The following is a 20,904-nucleotide window of genomic DNA, read 5'->3' as shown; positions in this document are numbered from 1 at the left end:
ATATTTAAGAATTAAGAAAAATTTGAGGATCGCTATCTTATTTTGTTGGATTTTTATGGAAATATAATTCCCGTGCCCCCACTAAAGACTTTGTAAAATTCGAAGTATTTATTATAGAGGCTAAATATAATCATTGGAAGCCGGCCTTGTATGATTTTGAGGGGGTATAAGTGTGAAAAAGTCTATTTCGAGATTGGTGCCTATGGTATTAGTTCCTCTTTTAGTGTTTCCATCAGCAGTTCAAGCGAAGGGAAAGGATGACTTTATAAAAGTTAAGCACTATGGAAATGTCAACAGCTTTTATAACGGGCATATAAATGCTAAGTGGAGCCGGTTTGAGGTTAAACTGCAAGGGAACGACGGAGAGGGCAAGATTGTTAAAATCATTGATAATAACCCGGTATTTGATTACCAACTAGCAAGTGAAGAAGAAAACGGAAGTTTTGCCAATGGAGATACGGTAATTATTAACGTTATTAATCGCGGAGGAAATATTGTAAAACGCCTGAATTATTCTATTGAAGGTCTGGAAGAGGCTGATGAAACAAAATCCATAGATCTTTATGCTACAAACAGGGATCTGGACACAACCTATGGCGCAGTTAGGTTCTTGAATTTTAATAACTTAGCCAGCGGTTCAGAGGTTTATTTGACAAACTCTCAAGAGAAGCTTGGCACAACCAATCGTGCCCAGATTGACTTCTATCGGGGCAGGACAACGGATGATGAGAATCCATACGGAGAGTGGGAAGAACGAAATAGATTTCGTTTTGGCTATGATTCAGAGGACGGGAAAGTATGGGTAGAATTAAACGCTGAATATGAGTATAGAGCAGAGTATGATACCCGTAAGGATGCAGATTTTGATGCCATTCAGTTTATGGTCTTAAATCGAGAAGAGGATTCGGTGGTAAAACTTGAGAATATAAAAGTTAATGGCCAAGAGATAGGTGATTCTGTCCTAACGGGAGACTCAATTTGGCCGAAATGGAATCTTGAGGGAGACATTCAGAATTCTCATGGGAACTTTGTTGTCGAAGGAGATCTTGTAATCACTGGAGACCAGCCGAAAGGTGAAATTAATAAGGTGGAAGTTATGTTTGGCAAGAAATAGAGTTGCAAAAACAACTTAAAATAGAAAGGGATGGTTGTTGTTCCACAAGGTAGTGTGGACCAATAACCGTCCCTTTAATTTTTTTTAAGAAAACGTCGGACAAAATCCGTGATGCTTACAGCCAGAAAACCGCCGAAAAGTGTAAAAGCGACTACGACTCCTCCCACAATCCACAGTCCTACAAAGTAATCTACATTAAAGGAGTTTTGAAATAATACCGCTCCGGAAACAAGCCTTGAAGAAACATAAAATGTAAAAAAGATAATAATGACAAGACTTGATACAAGCCTCAGGATTCTTGAACTGTCTTCGAATCGATTGCCAATATAGGCAGGGATTGTAATGGAATTATCGGCTAGCTCAGTGTAGGCGCGTAAACGGGTTGCCACAAAGAGCCAGTTGCAATAAGCACCAAGCGTAAGGCCGATGACGATCCAAGAGGCACTAATTCCTTGGGTGAAATGGCGCCTGGAAGTCCCAACATGAGCCAACCACTCATATCAGAGGCCCCTGCGCTTAAGGCGGTTACGGCAGGGCCGAGATTTCGTCCCCCCAGCATGTAATCAGACTGATCAGTGGTGCGTTTGTAGGAATAATAACCGATTCCTATCATACCGATCATATAGATAATAATGGCAATTAATGATACCAAAACTCAAATTTCCCCCTTTATTATGCTGTTTGAATTCTGCTATGGGCCTAGCTATTGTACCATATTAGTGATCCAAGGAAAAAGTAATCTCTGAAAGCCGGCGGGCAATCAGAGATTACTTTTCAATATTAACTACAAGGGAAGTCATAATATAAGGTAATGAATCAGAGGTTTATAAGCTAAAGTCTTTTTTGTCCAGGTCGTCGTAATAGGCCCTGATGGGACTGTAGTCGGGAGTGTAGTTGTCATCCGGGGTGAAGGGCTCGTTATCGGACAGATAAAGAGTGGTTAGGTTCGTCAAATTTTTTAAAGATGTAAAATTTGTAATAAAATTATCAGTAATATCGAGATAGGTGAGTGAAGTCAGGTCCTTTATAGCATTGACATCTTTAATCTCGGTATCATGCAGCTTTAGGGTCTGAAGCTTGGTCAGCTTACTCAGGGGAGCGATATTGGTAAGGGTGTTATGGCTGAGATCTAAGGTTTTCAGGTTAGAAAAGTATTCTAAACCGGATAAATTGGTAATTCCTTCACTGCGAATAAATAACGAAGTGACATCAAGGGCATCGCTTTTGTAGATAGATTTACTGCTGCTTTTGTGCAACTTGTGTCTTATGGCCGTATATAACTCTGGGTCTGCAAAAGTGATTTTAGCATCTTCGGAAACCTTGAGGCTTAGACTAACTTTTTGCGTCAAGCCCTCGATGGTTCCTTGAAAGGTGTAAGTGCCTGCTTTATTAACAGGGACAACCTTACTGTTCCAAGTGACGGGATAGGTTTCTGTACTGCCGTCACTCATGAGGGCATCCACTGTATCAGGAAAACTATAAGTGTCGCCGATAATTATTTCCGCCGTGATGTTATTGACTTTGCTTACTTTAGGTTGGATGGTTAAGTTTAGGTAGACCGGATCACTGTAATTGTCTATCTTGCCTTCAAATTTGTAGGTTCCTGACTTTAGGGTGCGCACTGAAGATAGAGACCAAGTCACCGGGACTTCTTCCGTTGTGCCATTTGTTGTCGTAACGGTTACTGTCTTAGGAGGATCATATTTTTGCTGTTCTTCAATGCTGTCGCTGATGTTATCCACTGATGTAATTTCTGCTGGTAAATCAGAGAGCTTTGATTCGGTAGAACCGCTGATAACACTTGTACCGCCTAATATTATGAAGTTGGAAATAAGTTTTGAGCTTATAAAGTTCTGGGCTGGGTAGGGAATAGAATCTCCTTGAAGTAAAATCAGTGCGTTCTTGTTCTTTTGGATCAGAGCGGATGCGGCCAGAGCATCCGGGAATAGCTCGCCGGTGGCAACATAGATTGTGTTTAGATCCAGACTGTCTTTAAAGCGATTGATAAGGTTGATATTTCTCTCATAAGGGTTTGATCCGTAAATGATTTCGTAGTTTGGAAATTGGTAAACGACATTGTTGCTAATTTCTCGGCCGACAAGAATATAGCTGACGGGGATATTGCTTTTACTCAAAAAATCCTTTTGGACGGGAGTTAGATCTTTGGGCGGGACAAGTAAGATAGGCATCTTTAGAGCTGCGGCAATGGGACCGACTGACAGGGCATCGGCAAAGGTTAAACCATTGGTGGCAAAAATCCCTTGGCTTACTCCTACTTCTTGGGCTACTTTTAAGGATGTTTCATAGCGATCTTGTCCAGAGATGCGAACCGCAGCGATGCCCATCATAGAAATCTGTCGTTCTACATCTTTAGAAACGACGGCATATCCCCCTATGATGTACACTTTTTTTACGTTAAGGCGTTTTAATTCAGTGGCTGTATCGCTATTTAACTGATAGGTACTGGTTAATAGAATCGGAGCATTGTATTTTTGGGCTAAGGGTCCGGCACTTAAAGCATCCGGGAAATCATCGCCGAGGGCCAGAATCGCTGTACTTGCACCATCCGGCCAGCCGTTTTGACTTACTTTAACGGCAGTTAGATATCGATCATAACCCGCTATCCGATCGGTGGAAGCAGAAGAAGCACTTACTGAAGGAACATAGGTAAAAATTAATAGAATCATTAGAAAAAAAGCTAGAAAAAAGTTTTTCTTTGTTATTAGCAAGATGGATTCCCTCCTTTTCTGTTACTTTCTCGAATTATTGGTTAAAATCCTTCTTTTTCTGCGCGAAAAATGCATTAGCTTTTAGAACAGATTTTTAGCCAAATAATAGTATACTAATGAAGGTATAAAAATAAGCCCTTGGCGGGCGTGAATGTAGACTTACGGCGATTTCCTTTATTTATACTTTTACGGTTTTGGTTGTTTTTGTTTTTGCCATCAAGATTGGTCAAAAGGTAACTGGGCGAGGCAACATGGAGTTAGCTAAGCGAGTAAAGTAGGTTTAGAGCGCTATTTAGTCAGCACAAAATAAGTTATAATTATTGAGCAAACCACAACTGAAGCAGCGATAATGATGACTTCTTGACGAGTAGGCAAATGGAAAGGCGATTCTTTATATTGCTTCCATGGCATATAATATCTCTCCTTACAGTTTATGGTATTACTATTCTTTTAAAACTGGATTATTCCTTTTAAGACATTTGAAAATCGATCATACATTTTCGGCAAAAAAATCAGTATGATTAAGATATACTATTTTTGTAACCTTGATTCGCTGATATGTTACAAAAATGTTAAAATGTCTCGATTAACTTTTTCTTGAATCTGAGAGAAAGAAATTGAGCAAGATCATATAATTAACCTTATATGAGATGAACACTTAAGCGAATAACCATTGACAACTAAAGTGCTTAAATGCTAAAATAACTAAATGTGGTGACTTCTCACCGCAACCGCTCGTATCAGGTGTTTAACAGGTTTACATATAACCGACCTGCAATGGCGAGTCTAGGCATGGGAGGTGTAATTAAATGTACGCAGTGATTGAAACAGGTGGTAAACAGTTCCGTGTTCAAGAGGGCGATGAGCTCTTTGTTGAAAAATTGGACGCTAATGTAGGGGATACCGTAACCATTGATAAGGTTCTTCTCGTAGAAAAAGACGGTGCTGTTAATGTTGGAACCCCAGTTGTGGCCGGTGCTACGGCAGTGCTTAAAGTTGTGGAGCACGGTAAAGGGGAGAAGATTGTTGTCTTCAAATACAAATCCAAGAAGAACTATCGACGCAAACAAGGACATCGTCAGCCTTACACAAAAGTTGTTGTTGAGGCACTCCAAGCCTAAGCGATCCTCCGGGATTCGTCTCATTATCTGGATGGGCGATGACGGGCGAATTCGTGAATTCGAGATGTCCGGACATGCGGGTTTTGCAGAAGAGGGCCAGGATATTGTTTGTGCAGGGGTTTCCGCACTGAGTATCTCGGCAGTTAATGGGTTGGAGCATTTCTTGCCTGTTGCTCCTAAAGTTGAGGAAAGAGATGGATACATCGCTTGTCAGCTTGGAGAGCTTTTGGAGCAGGATTTGGAGAAAGCCCAGTGGATTTTGCAAACCATGCTGCTTGGAATTGAACAGATCCAAAAGGCTTACGGCCAAAATTATATATTGATTGATCGAAGGAGGTGGACTCCATGCTAAAAATGAATCTGCAATTGTTCGCACATAAAAAAGGGGTAGGTAGCTCGCGTAACGGTCGGGACAGTAATGCTCAACGTCTCGGTTTAAAACGCGGAGACGGTCAATTCGTTACTGCCGGTACGATCATTGTGCGTCAACGTGGTACCAAGTTTCATCCGGCCAAGAACTGTGGTTTGGGTAAAGATGATACCTTGTTTGCGATGATTGATGGGTATGTTAAATTCGAGCATAAAGACCGGAACCGTAAACAAGTAAGTATTTATGCTGAACGCCCAACAACACCGGTGGCTGTCGCCCAATAAGCTGATTTTTAAAATTACCCCTGGGTTTTCCCAGGGGTTTTTCGTACTTAATCAAAGGTTTAATTGCAATTTTTCTACATAGAATTTTCTGACTTTGGAGTACATTAACCTGAATAAGGGGATAGGGATGTTATGTCAGAGGTAGAACGCGTTCTATTGTCGGAGTTATTACAGTGGTATCGCCTGCAGCGCCATGATTATATGAATCATTGGCAGGTGATCATGGGGAATTTACAGCTTCAGCGCTCGGAAGAGGCCTTGAAGTATATGAGGGAGACTGCTTCCAGATCACTTGAAGAGCAAAAAATAGGGCAAATTCCTGAACCATGTCTGGCGGCCATCATGTTGGGGTTAATCATTCGTCTTAATCAAAAAGGCATTATGGTTTCCATTGATTTTCCGGAAGAGATGAAGCAGAAAGAGTTTTGGATGGATCATTGGCGGGAAGAATATGTGGCAGGGTTATACGGGTACACTAAAGAGTGTCTGGAAGCTGCTGAAAAGTGGGGAGAACTGGATAATCTAAGTGCGGAAATTTATTTGTTTGATGAGCCGGCAGGTTTAGCTTGTCAGCTTATTGTATCCGACGAGGAGACGGTTCTTTGGGATAAGCTTCAGACATTTAAGTCATCGTAAGCAGGATTCATAATCCTTTAGGCCATTTAGTATTAGTTAAGGAGAATCAAGGTATGTTTTATGATAGGGCAAGGATTTACGTTAAAGGCGGGGATGGCGGAGCCGGAGCAGTCGCCTTTCGCCGTGAAAAATATGTGCCTGAAGGCGGTCCCAGCGGTGGTGACGGCGGACGGGGCGGAAATGTTGTGTTTATCGGCGACGAAGGTTTGCGGACACTTGTGGACTTTCGCTATAAACGGCATTACAAGGGAGATCGGGGAGATCATGGCCAGGCAAAGAATATGAGCGGACGAAGCGGTGCTGATATTATTTTGCGTATCCCTGTCGGGACGGTGGTCTTAGATGATGATTCCGGGGAAACCATCGCTGACATAACTAAACACGGTCAGCGTGTGGTTGTGGCAGCTGGAGGACGAGGAGGCAGAGGAAATGCTCGTTTTATGAGCAATACCAATAAAGCTCCGACTCTGGCGGAAAATGGAGAGCCTGGTGAGGAACGCTGGCTGAGGCTGGAGCTGAAGCTCTTAGCGGATGTGGGGCTGGTAGGCTTTCCTAATGTCGGAAAGTCCACGATTATTTCAAAAGTGTCCGCTGCTAAGCCGAAGATTGCGGATTATCATTTCACCACGTTAGTTCCTAATTTAGGAGTTGTCCAAATTGAGGATGGGGAAAGCTTTGTTATGGCGGATATTCCCGGTCTCATTGAGGGAGCCCATACGGGAGCAGGCCTGGGGCATGAATTTTTGCGCCATACGGAGCGAACACGGTTAATACTGCATGTCTTGGATATCTCTGGTTCGGAAGAACGGGATCCTTTAGAGGATTACCGGATTATCCAGGAAGAGCTGAAGCTTTATAGTCCCATGCTGGCGGAACGGCCGGTTATTATCGTTGCTAATAAGATGGATGTTCCGGGTGCTGAGGAAAATCTGAAGCGTTTGCAGGAGAGTATTAAGGATCAGGAAATCTTTGCCGTATCCGCTGCCACAGGAGAAGGGCTGCAAGCCTTGATTTATCATATTGCCAGGGTTCTGCCGGATACTCCCGTTCCGAATATTGTCACTATGACGGACGAACATCGAGTGACTAAAGCAGAGCCAGAGAATCGTTTCACGATTCGCAGAGAGGGTGACCTTTTTGTTGTCGAGGGTGACGAAATAGAAAAACATGCCAAAATGTCCTTCTTTGACAGTGAAGCCAGTGTTTATCGATTCCAGAATATCTTAAAGGTTATGGGAGTCGATGATGCCCTTCGTGAAGAAGGTATTAAAGAAGGGGATAAAGTGGAGATTGCAGGATTTATGTTTGATTGGGTTTAAGGTTAAAGCGATTTGGGGGATTATCTGTGCTAAGAGGGAAACAAAAGCGATTTTTAAGGGCCATGGGGAATGAAATGGTTCCTATACTCCAGGTAGGCAAGGGCGGAATTACGGAAATGGTGGTTCAGCAAACCAACGAAGCCATAGCCGCTCGGGAGCTGATTAAGGGCAGAGTGCTGCAAAATTGTATAGAAGAGCCTAAAACTGTCGCAGCGGAGCTCGCTGAGCAAACGGGATCGGAACTTGTTCAAGTGATTGGCCGGAACTTTTTGTTGTTTAGACAATCTCCGGATAAGCCGGTCATAGACCTGCCAAAGTAAGATTTTTTACTGAGCTGCATTGATAAAGACATTAACAGCCAAGTGCTGCCCTGATTTGCTGGGCGGTACTTGGCTGTTCCAATTTTGGGCAGTTGAAAGTCAATTAAACGCTTTGGTCTATTATTTTAAGCAATACTTCCTCAACATTTTCAGCGAAATCCTTTAATTCGTTATTACTAAACATGGTCACTAAAGCGGTTGGCTTAACCGTACTGATCACGGTTTTTTCACCTTCACGGTAGACGTTAATACGGCAGGGCATTAACAGGCTGACTGTGACATCGATCATCAAGGCGGTATGAGCATACTTGGCATTGCAGACCTCGATGATGTTCAAAGGTTCTCTTTGAAAGTTCTTTTCAGCTAATGTTGCTTGAACATCATGGATGTGGAGAACTCTAAACCCATTAGCCTGAGTGCTGGCTTGAACTGCTGCAATTGTATCATTAAACGATTTTGGGGTTGTAACTTGATATATAGCCTGCATTTTTTTGCCTCCCAATTAGGTTGATATAATATTAGTTTGTGTATAAATCCTTTTTTTAATCATTAAGTCAAGGATAAGTTAAAGACCGTCCCCGGCTTGTATACATTCTACATGTAAACTTTTCTATTCACGAGGAAGGGATACGTTCACTATCTAGCGAATATTTATGCAAATCGCAATCTGTAGAATTATGCAGATTACTTGCCACCCTGAGAGGAGTTCATAGATATGCCGGAATGTCAGATTATCTGCCCTTCGACAGTGGCTGAGGGAATAGAGGCTATCTCCCGAATTAAAGAGGATGTTGTTTTTCTGGGCGGGGGTACGGATCTTGTGATTAAGCTGCAAAGCTCTCAGCGGCCGCCTGCTTGGCTGATGGATCTTTCCTTGATTCCCGAACTGAGATTTATTAAAGAAGAAAAGGGAAGGGTTAGGATTGGGAGCGGTACAACCTTTTTTCAAATCAGCGAAAGCCTTTTGCTGAGGGAAAAAGCACGCTGTTTAAGTCAGGCCGCATCTCAGGTGGGGTCTGTTCAGATTCGCAACAGGGCTACTATTGGAGGAAATATTGCCAATGCTTCACCTGCGGGTGACAGTCTGCCTGCGCTGTTGGCTCTTGAAGCCTGGGTGAGTCTTATTGGCCCTCAAGGGGCTCGCAGAGTGCCTTTTGCTCAGTTACAAGCTAAGGAGCAGGAGGGCTTAAAGGACAAAGAATTGATCACTGAGATCGATTTCCCCATCTGGGAGGGCAGGGAGAATTCACAAGTTGTCAGTGCCTTTGGGAAAATCGGCAGTCGTACGGCAGTTTCCATTGCACGTCTGAATATGGCGGCAGTGGTAGAGTATGACGAAGAACAGATGATTCGGAACTCAAAGTGGGCTGTGGGAGCTCTGGGGTTAATCCCGTTTCGGCTGCCGGAGTTAGAACGTGAATTGGGTGGAAAGCGGGTTGGCTCAGAGTTGGCAGAAGACATTGCCCGCCGTTTGACAGAGGTTGTGGATAAGGCCATACCCGGACGTGCTTCTCAAGGGTATAAGCGTGAGGCTGTGCAAGGATTGGTTTATGACTTGTTTGGGGAGCTGTTCCCTGATCAAGGTAAGATTAGAGGAGAAAAGGGTTGAATAACTGGGGGGTTGAGTATGTCGGGGGATGTTATGGCCCAAGTTTTTAAGCAACTCTTTAATTCGATTGATGAAGGGGTTATTGTTACAGACCCTGAGGGAAAAATTATTTTTTATAATGCTGAAATGGCCAAGTTAGAAGAGTTGTTGTCCGAACAAGTTGTAGGAAAGTATTTGCACGAAGTGTATGATGCTGTGACTGTTGAGAGCAGTGAACATTTAAGTGTCGTTTTAACTCGGGAACCTGTTTTGGAAAAACATAAAACCTACTTTACCAATAAAGGTAAAGAGGTCACTATAGTGGCCAGCACCTTTCCGGTTATGGAGGATGGTGAGGTTGTTGCCGTTTATTCAGTGTGTAAAGACATTACGAAGTTTAAGGAACTGTTGACAAAGACCATGCAGCTGCATGATCAGATAGGTAATGAAGGGCAGGAACATCGCAGAAGCAATGGAACTCGTTATACCTTCGACTCCATCGTTTATGCCAGTTCTTCCATGGCGGACTTAGTGGCTTCTGCTAAGAAAGCGGCTTTGGCCGACGGCTTTGTTTTGGTTTTTGGCGAAACGGGAACAGGCAAGGAACTGTTGGTTCAGGCCATCCACAATTATAGTGCACGCAAAAACGAGCCTTTTGTGGCTATAAACTGTGCGGCAATCCCGGAAACCTTGCTGGAAAGTATTCTTTTTGGAACCACCAAAGGAGCCTTTACAGGAGCCATGGAATCCAAGGGGCTTTTCCAGCAAGCTGGACAAGGAACCTTGTTTTTGGATGAACTTAATTGCATGAGTATTGCTTTACAGGCTAAGATCCTGAGGGTTCTTCAGGAAAAGATGGTAAGGCAGGTAGGCGGTACCCTCGAGGTTCCCGTTCAATGCCGGGTGATTAGTTCAACCAATGTTGATCCTTGGGAATCCGTCAACAATGGTACTTTGCGCAAAGATTTATTTTATCGCTTAGCTGTGATGACCCTCTTTATTCCGCCGTTAAAAGACCGAAAAGAAGATATAGAGGTTTTGATTCATTGCTTCTTAAACCGGTATCAAAGAATCTATGGATTAGGAGAGGTCAAAATTGCGCCTGAATTGAAAGAGCTTTTTCTTAGATACCTGTGGCCGGGAAATGTTCGTGAATTAGAGCATATTATTGAGAGTGCCATGAACATGCTGGATGGCCGAAAGGTTATCACAGCCGATCACTTGCCTCATTATCTTAGAGCGAGATTTCTAAGCAGGGATGAAAATTTTTCTGAATTCTATAGAAAGGGTTCCGGCAGCTTAGCTCATGTTTTGCGAGAAGTAGAGAAACAAGTGCTTTGGGATGCCCTGAAAAGTCATGGCGGAAATATAACCAGAACTGCTGAGTCATTAGGGATTGCCCGGCAAAATCTGCAATACCGGATCAAAAAACTTGGACTGCATAAAAATTATGCCTGACAAAAAAATATGCGGTAGTGTTAAATGGCCATTTTCCAAGGGTTAAAGGGCTCGGCTCAGCAAAGAAATTTAGCGGCTGGCCTTTAGGTATACTCAGCAGAAGGTAATGGCTTTGCCGTTATACTTTCTGAGCTACTTGCCACTAAGGCGGCTGCTCGCCCCTGAGGGCCAATTATCTGAAAGTAGGAACGATTCTTGCAACAAGTTTTAGACTTACCCATTATATTTATAGCGCTGTTTCCATAGATTTTCAATTATTTATCAAATTTCTCTCGGAAAACAATTGAAAGTGGGGTGGTAGGGAGTGAACTTATCTGATTTGATTAATTTTATCGAGAAGAATACCAGGACTGTTGCAGAATACTCAGAGAACCATTTCACTTTGGTCCTATGGGCTTTGGGGATTTCTTTGGTTATTTGGGTGCCTGTAGGACTATTGCTGACAAAAAGCGATAAATGGGCAGCTCGGGTTTTGGCTTTGGCCAACACAATTTTTTGTATCCCAAGCTTGTCTATGTTTGCAATTTTGGTGACAATTCCTATGTTTGGTTTAGGCCGGAAGTCTGCTTTGCTTGCTTTGGTGCTTTATGCAATGATGCCTTTGATTCGCAGTGTTTATGATGGTGTGAAAAATGTGGATCGCAATGTTATTGAAGCGGCAAGAGGAATGGGGATGAGCACTAAGAGGATTCTTGTGGAAATTCTTGTGCCTTTAGGTATGCCGGTCATCTTTGCAGGTTTTCGAATTACGGTTGTCATGACGACGGGCATTGCGGCCATCGCCACCTATATTGGTGAACGTAATTTAGGGCGGTTTATTCAAGATGGTCTCGTGAGATCGAATACTCCTATGATGGTGACGGGAGCCTTTATTATTTCGGTGATTGCCATTGGTTTAGATACGATCCTGGGCCTCATTGAGAAAAGGATTGTACCTAAAGGTTTAAGAATTAGCCGTTAACTCCTCATTAACATAAATACCCGACTGAGGACAGAATTGAGTTTGCAGAGGAGGATTTGGATGATTGAATTAGAGCAAATTACCAAACAGTACCCGGGCCAGGTTGCGCCGGCGGTTGACAAATTATGTCTATCGATTCCTAAAGGCGAGATATGTGTCTTAGTCGGGCCCTCCGGCTGTGGCAAAAGTACTATATTGCGGATGATTAACAGAATGATTGAGCCTACTTCCGGGATTGTTAGGATTAATGGCGCAGATGTCACCCAGACTGACCCGGATCATTTAAGGATGGGGATTGGCTATGTCATTCAACAAATCGGCTTATTACCCCATCGCACCATTGCGGAGAACATTGCGATTGTACCACGGTTATACAAATGGCCCAAAGACAAGATTAAAAAACGGGTTGATGAGCTGATTGTTATGATGGGACTTGATCTGGAAAAGACCCGGGGCAAATATCCTTCTCAGCTTAGCGGCGGGCAAATGCAGAGAGTCGGAGTTGCCAGGGCCATGGCCGTGGATCCGCCGATCATGCTTATGGATGAGCCTTTTGGAGCAGTTGACCCTATCGCCCGTACCCATTTACAAGACGAATTGCTGCGCTTACAGAAAGAAATTAAAAAGACTATTGTCTTTGTCACCCATGATATTAATGAAGCCATTAAGATGGGAGATAGGATTGCGATTTTTGGTGGGGGCAAATTAGTTCAATTCGGAACCCCGGCTGAGATTTTAACGAATCCCGTCAATGACTTTGTGGAGGATTTCATCGGACGGGATCGAGTGGTCAAAAAGTTGAATTTGTATTTTGCGGAAGATGCCATGCAGCCGGTGAAATGTCTGATTCAGGAAAGCGAACTTGAGAATGCGGCCGAAAAAATGGAGGATACGGGGGCGGAAGTAGCTTTTCTCCTAAATGACCAGGGTAAGCCTTGCGGACACGTTACCAGATCGGATTTGCAGGAGTTTGGACAGAACCTGGAAGGATTGCGCGCTCGGGTTCTCAGAACGGAAAAGGCCTTTGTGCAAAGAACCACTCCTTTTCCGGATGCCCTCTCCTTATTGCTTGAGTATGATGCTGACTATCTTGGCATTATGAGTGACGAAAATCTTTGTGGTGTGCTCTCCTTCAAGGGGATTCGGAAGCATGTTTATCGAAAAGAAGGTGATTAAATGAAATGGGAGAACTTCAGGTTTGCTCTTTTTGAGAAGGCACCGGAGGCTTTGTGGGAACATGCTTTGATCGTCTTTATCACAATAACCATTGCCATCTTGATTTCCGTACCCCTTGGGGTCTTTCTAAGCCGTCCGAAATTTAAAAAGTTCGGTCTGATTACCTTGAATGTACTCAACCTTTTGCAGGCTGTTCCGGGGATTGCAGTTATTGCCTTGGCTATGCCTATTCTTGGCTTAGGAATGAAACCTGCTATTGTTGCTCTTTTGTTCCAGAGTTTACTGCCTATTGTCAGGAATACCATTGCAGGTTTACTGGGAGTCAGTTCAGACGTAAAAGAAGCCGCCAGCGGCATGGGGATGTCTCAGAGGAGGATTCTATTCGAGGTAGAAATCCCCTTAGCTATCCCGATTATTTTGAGCGGTATCCGTACGGCCTCAGTATATGTTGTGAGTATGGGTACGTTGGCATCTCTTATTGGTGCAGGAGGTCTGGGTAACCTCATTATCGGCGGACTCTCACTCTTCCGGCCGGAATATTTGCTGGTTGGAGCCGGGCTCGGGGCATTAATGGCTATTTTTCTTGATCGCATGCTTAGTTACCTTGAATTGAGAATTGCTCCCCCGGGTACGAGGTAGGCAAAGGTTTGGCGCAAGATTCCTCTTCCCTTCTTTATGTTAAGGGAATTAATTTCGTCTTTGAACCAGGTTTTTAGGGAAACGAGGAATGGGTTTTGGTGAAGCTAAAGGAGGGATGCACTAAAATAATGATAATGTTTATATAAGTTTACTAAGAAAAAGGTCTTAACAAGTTCAAGAGGAAGGGGTATGTACATGAAGAAACGTTCGTTATTTCTTGTTGGAGCCTTATCCCTGGCATTAGCTTTGGGAGGGGTATTCGGCTGTGGATCTAAACAAAGTGCGGAAAACACTCCTGCCAAAAAGGAAGGGCCGACGATTAAGATCTCCTCGAAAACCTTCACTGAAGCGGCTCTGTTAGGAACCATGACCTACCAATACTTAGAGGGTCTCGGCTATCCTGTTGAAAACAAAATGGGCCTCGGTGAGTTGGCAGTCATCAGACCGGCTTTGACGTCCGGGCAAATTGATCTTTACTGGGAGTACACCGGTACAGGTGTTCTCAATTTAATGGAACACGACCCTGTCTTTGACGCTGACGAAAGTTATAAGCTTATTAAAGAGTGGGATGCTAAAAATGGAATCGCTTGGCTGGATTATGCTCCCCTCAATGATACCTATGGGATTGTAGTTCGTCCGGAAATTGCCGAAAAATATAATCTGAAAACCGTGTCGGACTATGTTGCTCAAGTCAAAAAGGGTGAAAGCTTAAAATTTGTTGGCTTCCCTGAATGGGAAGGAAGAGCAGATGGTTTGCCTTCTTTTGAAAAGGTTTATGATTTCAAAATGCCTAAAGATGATTTTGTGAATGTGGCAATGGGTCTAAACTATGATACTCTCCAAGCGAAAAAAGGAGATTTAGCCTTGGCCTTTACCACAGAACCCAGAATTGTAACGGATAAGCTTGTCATGCTTGAAGATGACAAAAGCGCCTTCCCAGTTTACAATGCGGCTCCTGTCGTTCGTCAGGAAATTTTAGATGCGTATCCTACTCTGGCTGATGATATTAAAAAGTTAAGCTCTATTTTGGATACCAAAACCATTACGGAACTTAACAAAGAAGCTGACGTTGAGAAAAAGTCCATTGAAGAAGTTTCAACGACCTTCTTAAAAAGCAAAGGGTTAATAAAGTAAGCCGTATGAAGAAGATCCAATTGATTTCAAAGTAAGGTGATTGGCCACTTTATGCCCGGTTTAACCTGGGTATAAAGTGGCTTTAAAAAATTTTGTTGTGATGGGAAAGGCGGACATATTCATGGATAGGATCAATCGGTTTATAGCTTTGTTTGGTGTTCCGGAATTTCTAAGTCCTCATTTGTCCCAATTCTTGTCGGAGGCGGAGATAAATCTCGTAGTTCTCCTTGATGGTGGAAAGTATTCGATCTCAGAAATTGCTGCAAAGTTGTCATGTTCTTTGCCTGAGGCTGAGGATTTAATCAAAAAATCCTATGAGGGGCATATTCTGCAAAGAGAAGACAATGAAGGAGAGTTTGTTTATTTTGCAGCGGATTTTTATGATCGTTTGGATTATATATGTAAGTTTGACGAAAACTACCCTTTAATCAGTGAGGATTTGCGTCAAGCACTGGATCAGTGGTGTTATGAAGTTTATGCAGAACGGATGGATGTTTATCTGGATTCTTTAATGAACAAAGAAGCTGTGGATCGGGCGCCGGAGATGTTTATGCAAGTCGAAGAGATTGATGATGTTCTTAATTCAGTGGAAGATATTCGTCTTGTACCTTGTAATTGCCGCAAGTTATCCGGCCGCTGTACTAAGCCGACAGAAACTTGTTTGAGTTTTGATAATATGATTTCGGACCGGTCTGCCGGTCGCTCGCTCACGAAAGCGGAAGCTAAAGAGATTGTGGAGGCTGCTCACAGAAAAGGGCTTATGCATCAAATCAACAGTGATTGGCGGCTGAATGGACCTGCCTATATCTGCAATTGTTGTTCATGCTGTTGTTATCCTTTAAGGTTAGCTCAAGGAAAAGGAACGAAGGGCGTTTTTCCCATTATTCAATATGCTGTTCAGCGAGAAGAAGCTAAGTGTTCTCATTGTGGTGCCTGCACCCGGCGATGTCATTTTGAGGCCTTTCATTTAGGGGAGTCAGAGGTTATTGTTAACGGCAAACCACGGAAAAGGGTTGAGCTTGATTTAAACAAATGTTGGGGCTGTGGGATTTGTGTTGAGGCTTGCCCGGAGAAGGCGCTTTCCATGGTTGCCGTTTAGACATGCCGGTGCTACAGCACCAGCAGAGGATGAAAAAGAGTGCTCCCTGGGTCGGGCAGTTTCGCCACATCCGCTCACCTCAGCATTCCGAGGCTCGCCCACCCGCGGCAGCGGGAGCTGAGCCAAACCTCCGGGTAGTTGCAAGACAGTGGGACGGTTCTTCTGTCTGGGATGAACAAGGAGTTACTGGGGGTCGGGCAGCTTCGCCATATCCGCTCACCGCAGCACTCCGAGGCTCGCCCACTCGCCGGCGCGGGACTCCGCCAAACCTCCGGGTAGTACCTTGATGTTAACCTGTGGCTCCGTTCCCCCGCGCCGTCTTGTGGGCTTTTACCGCCTCTCCATGCAATGGGTTCACTTCTATGGACGAATCTGCCCTTACTTTCAGGTCCATGGGGGTTCTTTTGACTGTCTTTTGGGTCTTTTTCAGGGTAGCCGCTCATGCCGCGGTACGGCACCAGCAGAGGATGAAAAATGCTTAAAGATTCCGCCAACCTAACCCGAGCCCCCCCCAAAGTTTAACTTCCGTTCCCAATAAACTACAGAAGGAGCGCTTTTTCAGCTAAGCGGATGCGTCAGTGGAGCCGCGCTAAGACGAGCGCCGACGGTTCGCGTCCCCGTAGCGCGCCGCGGGTTCACATGCAGGAATACCCAGAGGTTCGGACGCGCTCGCGAACCGTCCAGCGAGGCAGCGGCGGAACTCGCAGACGCGTGCTGAAAAAGCGCTCCTCTCCAGAGCCAGACAGAAGAACCGACCCGCTGTCTACCCAGGAGGCTTTTTCAGGGTATACCAGCCAAAACGGTGCTATAAAATTTGGCAGAGCCAAATATCTTTGCAGCAAGAGAAAAATCCTTTGTATTACTCGGTTTGTATGTTTGCGCAAAAAAAATGTGCACCCATTTTTCTGGGGATTTATTTTTAAATTTACTCCTTGGAGAAATAAGTATAAAAAGCCTTTTGTAGAGCGCGATACAGCCATTAGGGCATGAGTTGAACTTGCGGCAGATTTCCCTGCCGGAGGTGGCATAAAATTTGCAATTTATTCTTTCAAATAATCAAACTCCCTCTTTATCAATTAAAAACTTGGAAAAGTAAGTGTGGGAACATAGACTAACGAAAGGATAAGGTTAAGTTTTAACCAAGTTTTATTAACCGGGTAATAACTTATGAAAAAGATTCGTTCCAATAGTATAGAGCAAACAACTCCTTTCCTGCGTTGGGTGAGTGAAGGTCAAATCGAACAAATCCATTTTGCGACCCTAGAAGTGTTAGAGAGAACCGGAGTCAAAGTGGATCACCCGGAAGCACTGCAATTACTGAAAGATGCCGGTTGTATCGTCAATGAAAATCGTGTTCGAATCCCCAGTTGGCTGGTTGAAGAATGCCTTCGCTTAGCACCCCGAAAAATTGTGGTTGCTAATCGAAAAGGTGAACGAGTCATGCCTTTGGAAAAGAATCGGACCTACTTTGGGACAGGCTCAGATCTGCCCTTTACCATAGATTTGGAATCCGGTGAGCGCCGGCGCTCTACCAAGAAGGATGTTGAGCTTGCCTGCCGGGTTATGGACTTTTTGCCTAATTATGATTTTGTTATGAGCTATGCTATTGCTTCGGACACCAGCCCCAGAGTGAGTGATCTTCACCAATTAGAAGCAATGGTAGCCAATACGTATAAACCGATGATTGTCACAGCCCATGACGAAATCAACATGCGGGCTCAGCTTGAGATGGCTGCTTTAGTGGTTGGCGGCAAAGAGGAATTACGGAAGAATCCTTTCTTGATCCTGTATTCTGAGCCAATTTCTCCTTTGGTGCACACCAATGATGGAGTGGGCAAAATGTTTGCTTGCTTTGAATATGGCGTACCGGTAGTTTATACTCCCGGGGTTTTGTCAGGGGCTACTACTCCGGTTACGAAAGCGGGTACTATTGTTTTAATGAATGCTGAAGCTCTGGCTGGAGTGGTTATGGCGCAATTAAAGCAAAAAGGAGCCCCCATTATTATTGGCGGCGGAGCAACTCCTATGGATATGAGAACCACAGCCACGTTGTATGGATCCCCTGAGACGATGATGAACTATGCTATTATGACACAATTATCCCAGTTTTATGGAATCCCTAACTTTACGGAAGCCGGGTGTGTTAATTCTCCCATACCGGATGCCCAAGCCGGCATGGAAGCAGGTAATGGTATCTTGATGGCCCAATTAATGGGAGCTAATTTAGTTCACGATGTGGGCTATCTGGAAGGCGGAAAAACCGGTTCCTTGACCTTCCTGGCCATGTGCAATGATTTTATGGATAATGCCCGTTACATGGGCAGAGGAACTCGAATCGATGATGAAACAATGGCAGTGGATGTAATTGATGAAGTGGGCCCCGGAGGGAACTACGTCAGTCATACTCATACCTTTGAACATTTCCGCAATGAAATCTGGACTTCCAAGCAATTCAATACTTCTTTCTGGGAGGTCTGGGAAGAACAAGGGTCTAAATCCATGGAAGACCGGGCAGAGGAATTAGCGAAAGATATCGTTGCTAAGCATACCGGAGAACTATTAGATCCAGCCATTCGCCAAGGATTGAATGAGATTATTGAGGAAACGGATAAGCAGAAAGCGACTAAAAGACGAAGAAACAGAGAGGCATAAATGAAAGGGGTAACAGTAATGGGAGTTGGGAGCTCACATGGAAACGGGCTGTTCTTTCGAACGCTCACGGAGAAACAGGCAGAGGAGATCCACTTGGCCAGTTGTCAAATCCTCGAAGACACAGGGATGGTGATCCATCACGAAGAGGCTGTAGAATTACTTCGCAAGGCAGGGGCCTATGTTGAAAATGGCAATCGGGTTTATTTCCCGAGCTTTCTCATTAAGCAGGCACTTCAGACAGCTCCCTCACGGGTTACCTTATATAACCGCAATGGGGAAGCGGCAATGCACCTGGAAGGAAGCAATGTTCATTTTGGTACCGGCTCGGATACATTGAACTATCTGGACCCCTTTACCTTAGAACGGCGGAGATGGCTTAAAGACGATGTGGCTAAAGCCATACGAATTTGTGATCAATTGCCTAATATTGATTTTGTTATGTCTATGGGTCTGCTTTCCGATGCTGATCCTCTAATGATTAATCGGGAACAATATGCTATTATGGTTCAAAATACGGTGAAGCCTCAAGTTGTAATTGCCGAAGACGGGGACACTTTGAAGGATATTATTGAAATGGCAGCTTGTGTCGTGGGCGGAAAAGAGAGACTGCGTCAGAAACCGCTCTTCATGATTTATACAGAACCCACCTCACCCCTGCAGCATCCCAGAGAGTCCATCGAGAAATTATTAGTTGCGGCGGAGAATGGGGTTCCCTCGAACTTTGCTTGCGGCGGCGTGGCTGGAGCTTCCGTACCGACAACGGTTGCAGGTGCTTTGGTTCAGGCTAATGCAGAAGCCTTAAGTGGTTTGGTAATTCACCAGCTGAAGGCACCTGGAGCCCCCTTTATCTACGGATACGGGAACTCACCTTTGGATATGCGCTCCATGCAGGCAGTTTATGGAACGCCGGAAGCGGTATTATTCCAAGGGGGGGCAGTGGATCTGGCTCATTACTACCAGCTGCCGTCCTGGGGATATGCAGGATGCTGTAATGCTAAGGTTTGCGATGAACAGGCTATTGCAGAGTCGACAATGTTTACTTTGATGGGCGCTCTTCAAGGCTGCAATATTATGCATGATGTTTTCTATATGGAATTTGGCTTAACCGGTTCCTTGGAGTTACTGCTTATTTCCAATGAGGTTATAGGCAGAGCCCGCCGGATGCTGAAAGGGATTGATACCGACAAGGAATCCCTGGCAGTGGATTCCATTAAGCGTGTTGGTCCGGGAGGGAATTTCCTGGGTGATGAACACACAGCGAAACACTTTAGAGAGAGTTGGATGCCCGAACTTTCGGATTTCAATAATTTTGAGAACTGGAGCGAGAACGGCAGTAAGACCATGGTTGAACGAGCCAGAGACCGAATTAAGGCCATTTTAGACACTCATCAGCCAAAGCCTGTCTCCGAAGATGTGCGAGAAAAAATTGATGAAATCCTCAAAAAAGCTAGAGAGAAGTATGGAGCTACAGTATAAGGACAATTCATTTTATACTACTTTACGATTGAAAAGCCCACAAAACCGGCGTGGGAAGCGGCGTATGCAATCTATGCAAAAAATATAGATATACTTGGCAGCCATCTAAGCATGCCAAGATAATTTGGAGGAAAAAGTAATGAGTAACTTCAACAACTTAGCTGACATGGTTATCAACGGGAATTTTATGGGGGCTAAGGATTTAACTCAAACCCTGGTTGATAAAGGGATAGCCCCCCTGGAGATCATTAATCAAGGTTTAATGGCAGGTATGAATGTTGTCGGCGTCCGTTTCAAAGCAGGTGATATGTTTGTCCCGGAGGTTATGATGTCGGCCAAGGCCATGAGCTCAGGCATTGAAATCCTCAAACCCTTTATGGCTGACAGTGATATGCCCTCAGCCGGCAAGGTTTTGATTGGGACGGTTAAAGGTGACCTTCACGATATTGGTAAAAAACTGGTGGTTATGATGCTGGAAAGTGCCGGTTTCGATATTATTGATTTAGGTGTGGACATAGATCCTACTGCTTTTGTAAATGCTGTTAAGGAGCACAAGCCTCAAGTCGTCGGTTTATCCGCTCTTTTGACCACCACTATGGTGGCAATGCGCGATACCGTTGAAGCCTTAAAGGAAGAAGGATTGCGGGATACGGTCAAAATCGTTGTGGGGGGGGCTCCTATTTCCCAAAGTTTCGCAGATGACATCGGTGCTGACGGGTATGCCCCGGATGCTGCAGCGGCAACGGATTTATGCCGGGGTTTAATCGGTTAGATCTTAACAAATGGTATACATTGTACTTCACTTAATTGTATAATGGGAATCGGAGA

22 protein-coding genes, 1 pseudogene and 1 other annotated feature are annotated in these 20,904 nt (G+C 44.3%); of the genes and pseudogenes, 19 read left to right on the top strand and 4 right to left on the bottom strand.

Going from position 1 to position 20,904, the window contains the following annotated elements:
- Positions 1-172 precede the first annotated feature (172 nt).
- Positions 173-1,114, top strand: a complete 942-nt coding sequence (locus DESOR_RS24430; protein ID WP_014187268.1) for a hypothetical protein — start codon at positions 173-175, stop codon at positions 1,112-1,114.
- Between the two features lie 74 nt (positions 1,115-1,188).
- On the opposite strand, the pseudogene DESOR_RS24425 reads toward DESOR_RS24430, so the two are convergent.
- The 3 genes and pseudogenes from DESOR_RS24425 to DESOR_RS30760 all read right to left on the bottom strand — a co-directional run bounded on the left by DESOR_RS24425 (position 1,189) and on the right by DESOR_RS30760 (position 4,254).
- Positions 1,189-1,673 (bottom strand): annotated as a pseudogene (locus DESOR_RS24425) (sodium:solute symporter family transporter).
- 265 nt (positions 1,674-1,938) lie between these two features.
- Positions 1,939-3,801, bottom strand: a complete 1,863-nt coding sequence (locus DESOR_RS24420; protein WP_042332730.1) for a cell wall-binding repeat-containing protein — start codon at positions 3,799-3,801, stop codon at positions 1,939-1,941.
- A gap of 330 nt (positions 3,802-4,131) precedes the next feature.
- A complete protein-coding gene (locus DESOR_RS30760; protein WP_014187266.1) occupies positions 4,132-4,254 on the bottom strand; it encodes a hypothetical protein in 123 nt (40 codons plus the stop codon).
- A gap of 308 nt (positions 4,255-4,562) precedes the next feature.
- Positions 4,563-4,641: a sequence feature (ribosomal protein L21 leader region), on the top strand.
- A gap of 11 nt (positions 4,642-4,652) precedes the next feature.
- Here DESOR_RS30760 and rplU point away from each other — a divergent pair.
- The 6 genes from rplU to yhbY all read left to right on the top strand — a co-directional run bounded on the left by rplU (position 4,653) and on the right by yhbY (position 7,893).
- Complete coding sequence (gene rplU, locus DESOR_RS24410; RefSeq protein WP_014187265.1) at positions 4,653-4,964, top strand: 50S ribosomal protein L21; 312 nt, start codon at positions 4,653-4,655, stop codon at positions 4,962-4,964.
- A gap of 31 nt (positions 4,965-4,995) precedes the next feature.
- Positions 4,996-5,316, top strand: coding sequence for a ribosomal-processing cysteine protease Prp (locus tag DESOR_RS24405; RefSeq protein WP_014187264.1), 321 nt, complete (start codon positions 4,996-4,998; stop codon positions 5,314-5,316).
- Positions 5,310-5,618, top strand: a complete 309-nt coding sequence (rpmA, locus tag DESOR_RS24400; protein ID WP_014187263.1) for a 50S ribosomal protein L27 — start codon at positions 5,310-5,312, stop codon at positions 5,616-5,618. The genes DESOR_RS24405 and rpmA overlap by 7 nt, the downstream gene beginning before the upstream one ends.
- 132 nt (positions 5,619-5,750) lie before the next feature.
- Positions 5,751-6,254, top strand: a complete 504-nt coding sequence (locus DESOR_RS24395) for a Spo0B domain-containing protein (RefSeq protein ID WP_014187262.1) — start codon at positions 5,751-5,753, stop codon at positions 6,252-6,254.
- Positions 6,255-6,307: 53 nt separating this feature from the next.
- Positions 6,308-7,573 (top strand): GTPase ObgE, encoded by a 1,266-nt coding sequence (gene obgE, locus DESOR_RS24390; protein ID WP_014187261.1) that lies wholly within the window; start codon positions 6,308-6,310, stop codon positions 7,571-7,573.
- Positions 7,574-7,599: 26 nt separating this feature from the next.
- Entirely contained in the window at positions 7,600-7,893 is a 294-nt protein-coding gene (gene yhbY / locus DESOR_RS24385; RefSeq protein ID WP_014187260.1) for a ribosome assembly RNA-binding protein YhbY, read from the top strand.
- A 103-nt stretch (positions 7,894-7,996) separates the two neighbouring features.
- Here yhbY and DESOR_RS24380 read toward each other — a convergent pair whose 3' ends face one another.
- Entirely contained in the window at positions 7,997-8,380 is a 384-nt protein-coding gene (locus DESOR_RS24380; RefSeq protein WP_014187259.1) for a DUF302 domain-containing protein, read from the bottom strand.
- Positions 8,381-8,608: 228 nt separating this feature from the next.
- Between DESOR_RS24380 and DESOR_RS24375 the strand changes: the two genes are divergently transcribed.
- The 12 genes from DESOR_RS24375 (at position 8,609) to DESOR_RS24320 (ending at position 20,848) form a co-directional block, all read left to right on the top strand.
- Positions 8,609-9,502 carry an FAD binding domain-containing protein gene (locus DESOR_RS24375; protein ID WP_014187258.1) on the top strand — a complete coding sequence of 298 codons (894 nt, stop codon included), beginning with the start codon at positions 8,609-8,611 and terminating at the stop codon, positions 9,500-9,502.
- Positions 9,503-9,520: 18 nt separating this feature from the next.
- On the top strand, positions 9,521-10,939 hold the full coding sequence (locus DESOR_RS24370) for a sigma-54 interaction domain-containing protein (protein ID WP_014187257.1): 1,419 nt from the start codon (positions 9,521-9,523) through the stop codon (positions 10,937-10,939).
- A gap of 304 nt (positions 10,940-11,243) precedes the next feature.
- The gene (locus tag DESOR_RS24365) at positions 11,244-11,900 is read left to right on the top strand and encodes an ABC transporter permease (protein ID WP_014187256.1); all 657 of its coding nucleotides are present in this window, start codon (positions 11,244-11,246) and stop codon (positions 11,898-11,900) included.
- Between the two features lie 60 nt (positions 11,901-11,960).
- Positions 11,961-13,076, top strand: coding sequence for an ABC transporter ATP-binding protein (locus DESOR_RS24360; protein ID WP_014187255.1), 1,116 nt, complete (start codon positions 11,961-11,963; stop codon positions 13,074-13,076).
- Entirely contained in the window at positions 13,077-13,715 is a 639-nt protein-coding gene (locus DESOR_RS24355; RefSeq protein ID WP_014187254.1) for an ABC transporter permease, read from the top strand.
- A 195-nt stretch (positions 13,716-13,910) separates the two neighbouring features.
- Positions 13,911-14,849: a glycine betaine ABC transporter substrate-binding protein gene (locus DESOR_RS24350; protein ID WP_042332727.1), complete on the top strand. Its 939-nt coding sequence runs from the start codon at positions 13,911-13,913 to the stop codon at positions 14,847-14,849.
- Between the two features lie 121 nt (positions 14,850-14,970).
- Positions 14,971-15,948: an ATP-binding protein gene (locus tag DESOR_RS24345; RefSeq protein WP_014187252.1), complete on the top strand. Its 978-nt coding sequence runs from the start codon at positions 14,971-14,973 to the stop codon at positions 15,946-15,948.
- Positions 15,949-15,950: 2 nt separating this feature from the next.
- On the top strand, positions 15,951-16,235 hold the full coding sequence (locus tag DESOR_RS29525) for a hypothetical protein (RefSeq protein WP_042331627.1): 285 nt from the start codon (positions 15,951-15,953) through the stop codon (positions 16,233-16,235).
- Between the two features lie 283 nt (positions 16,236-16,518).
- Positions 16,519-16,938: a hypothetical protein gene (locus DESOR_RS29520; protein WP_158309070.1), complete on the top strand. Its 420-nt coding sequence runs from the start codon at positions 16,519-16,521 to the stop codon at positions 16,936-16,938.
- 177 nt (positions 16,939-17,115) lie between these two features.
- On the top strand, positions 17,116-18,600 hold the full coding sequence (locus DESOR_RS24330; RefSeq protein WP_014187251.1) for a trimethylamine methyltransferase family protein: 1,485 nt from the start codon (positions 17,116-17,118) through the stop codon (positions 18,598-18,600).
- A gap of 18 nt (positions 18,601-18,618) precedes the next feature.
- Positions 18,619-20,076: a trimethylamine methyltransferase family protein gene (locus DESOR_RS24325; protein ID WP_042332725.1), complete on the top strand. Its 1,458-nt coding sequence runs from the start codon at positions 18,619-18,621 to the stop codon at positions 20,074-20,076.
- A gap of 139 nt (positions 20,077-20,215) precedes the next feature.
- Positions 20,216-20,848 (top strand): corrinoid protein, encoded by a 633-nt coding sequence (locus DESOR_RS24320; protein WP_014187249.1) that lies wholly within the window; start codon positions 20,216-20,218, stop codon positions 20,846-20,848.
- The last annotated feature ends 56 nt before the right edge of the window (positions 20,849-20,904 follow it).

The organism is Desulfosporosinus orientis DSM 765 (assembly GCF_000235605.1).
In the GTDB taxonomy this organism is placed as follows: Bacteria; Bacillota; Desulfitobacteriia; order Desulfitobacteriales; family Desulfitobacteriaceae; genus Desulfosporosinus; species Desulfosporosinus orientis.
The sequence above is the reverse complement of the archived record's forward strand: the minus strand, read 5'-3'. Positions and strand labels throughout refer to the sequence as shown.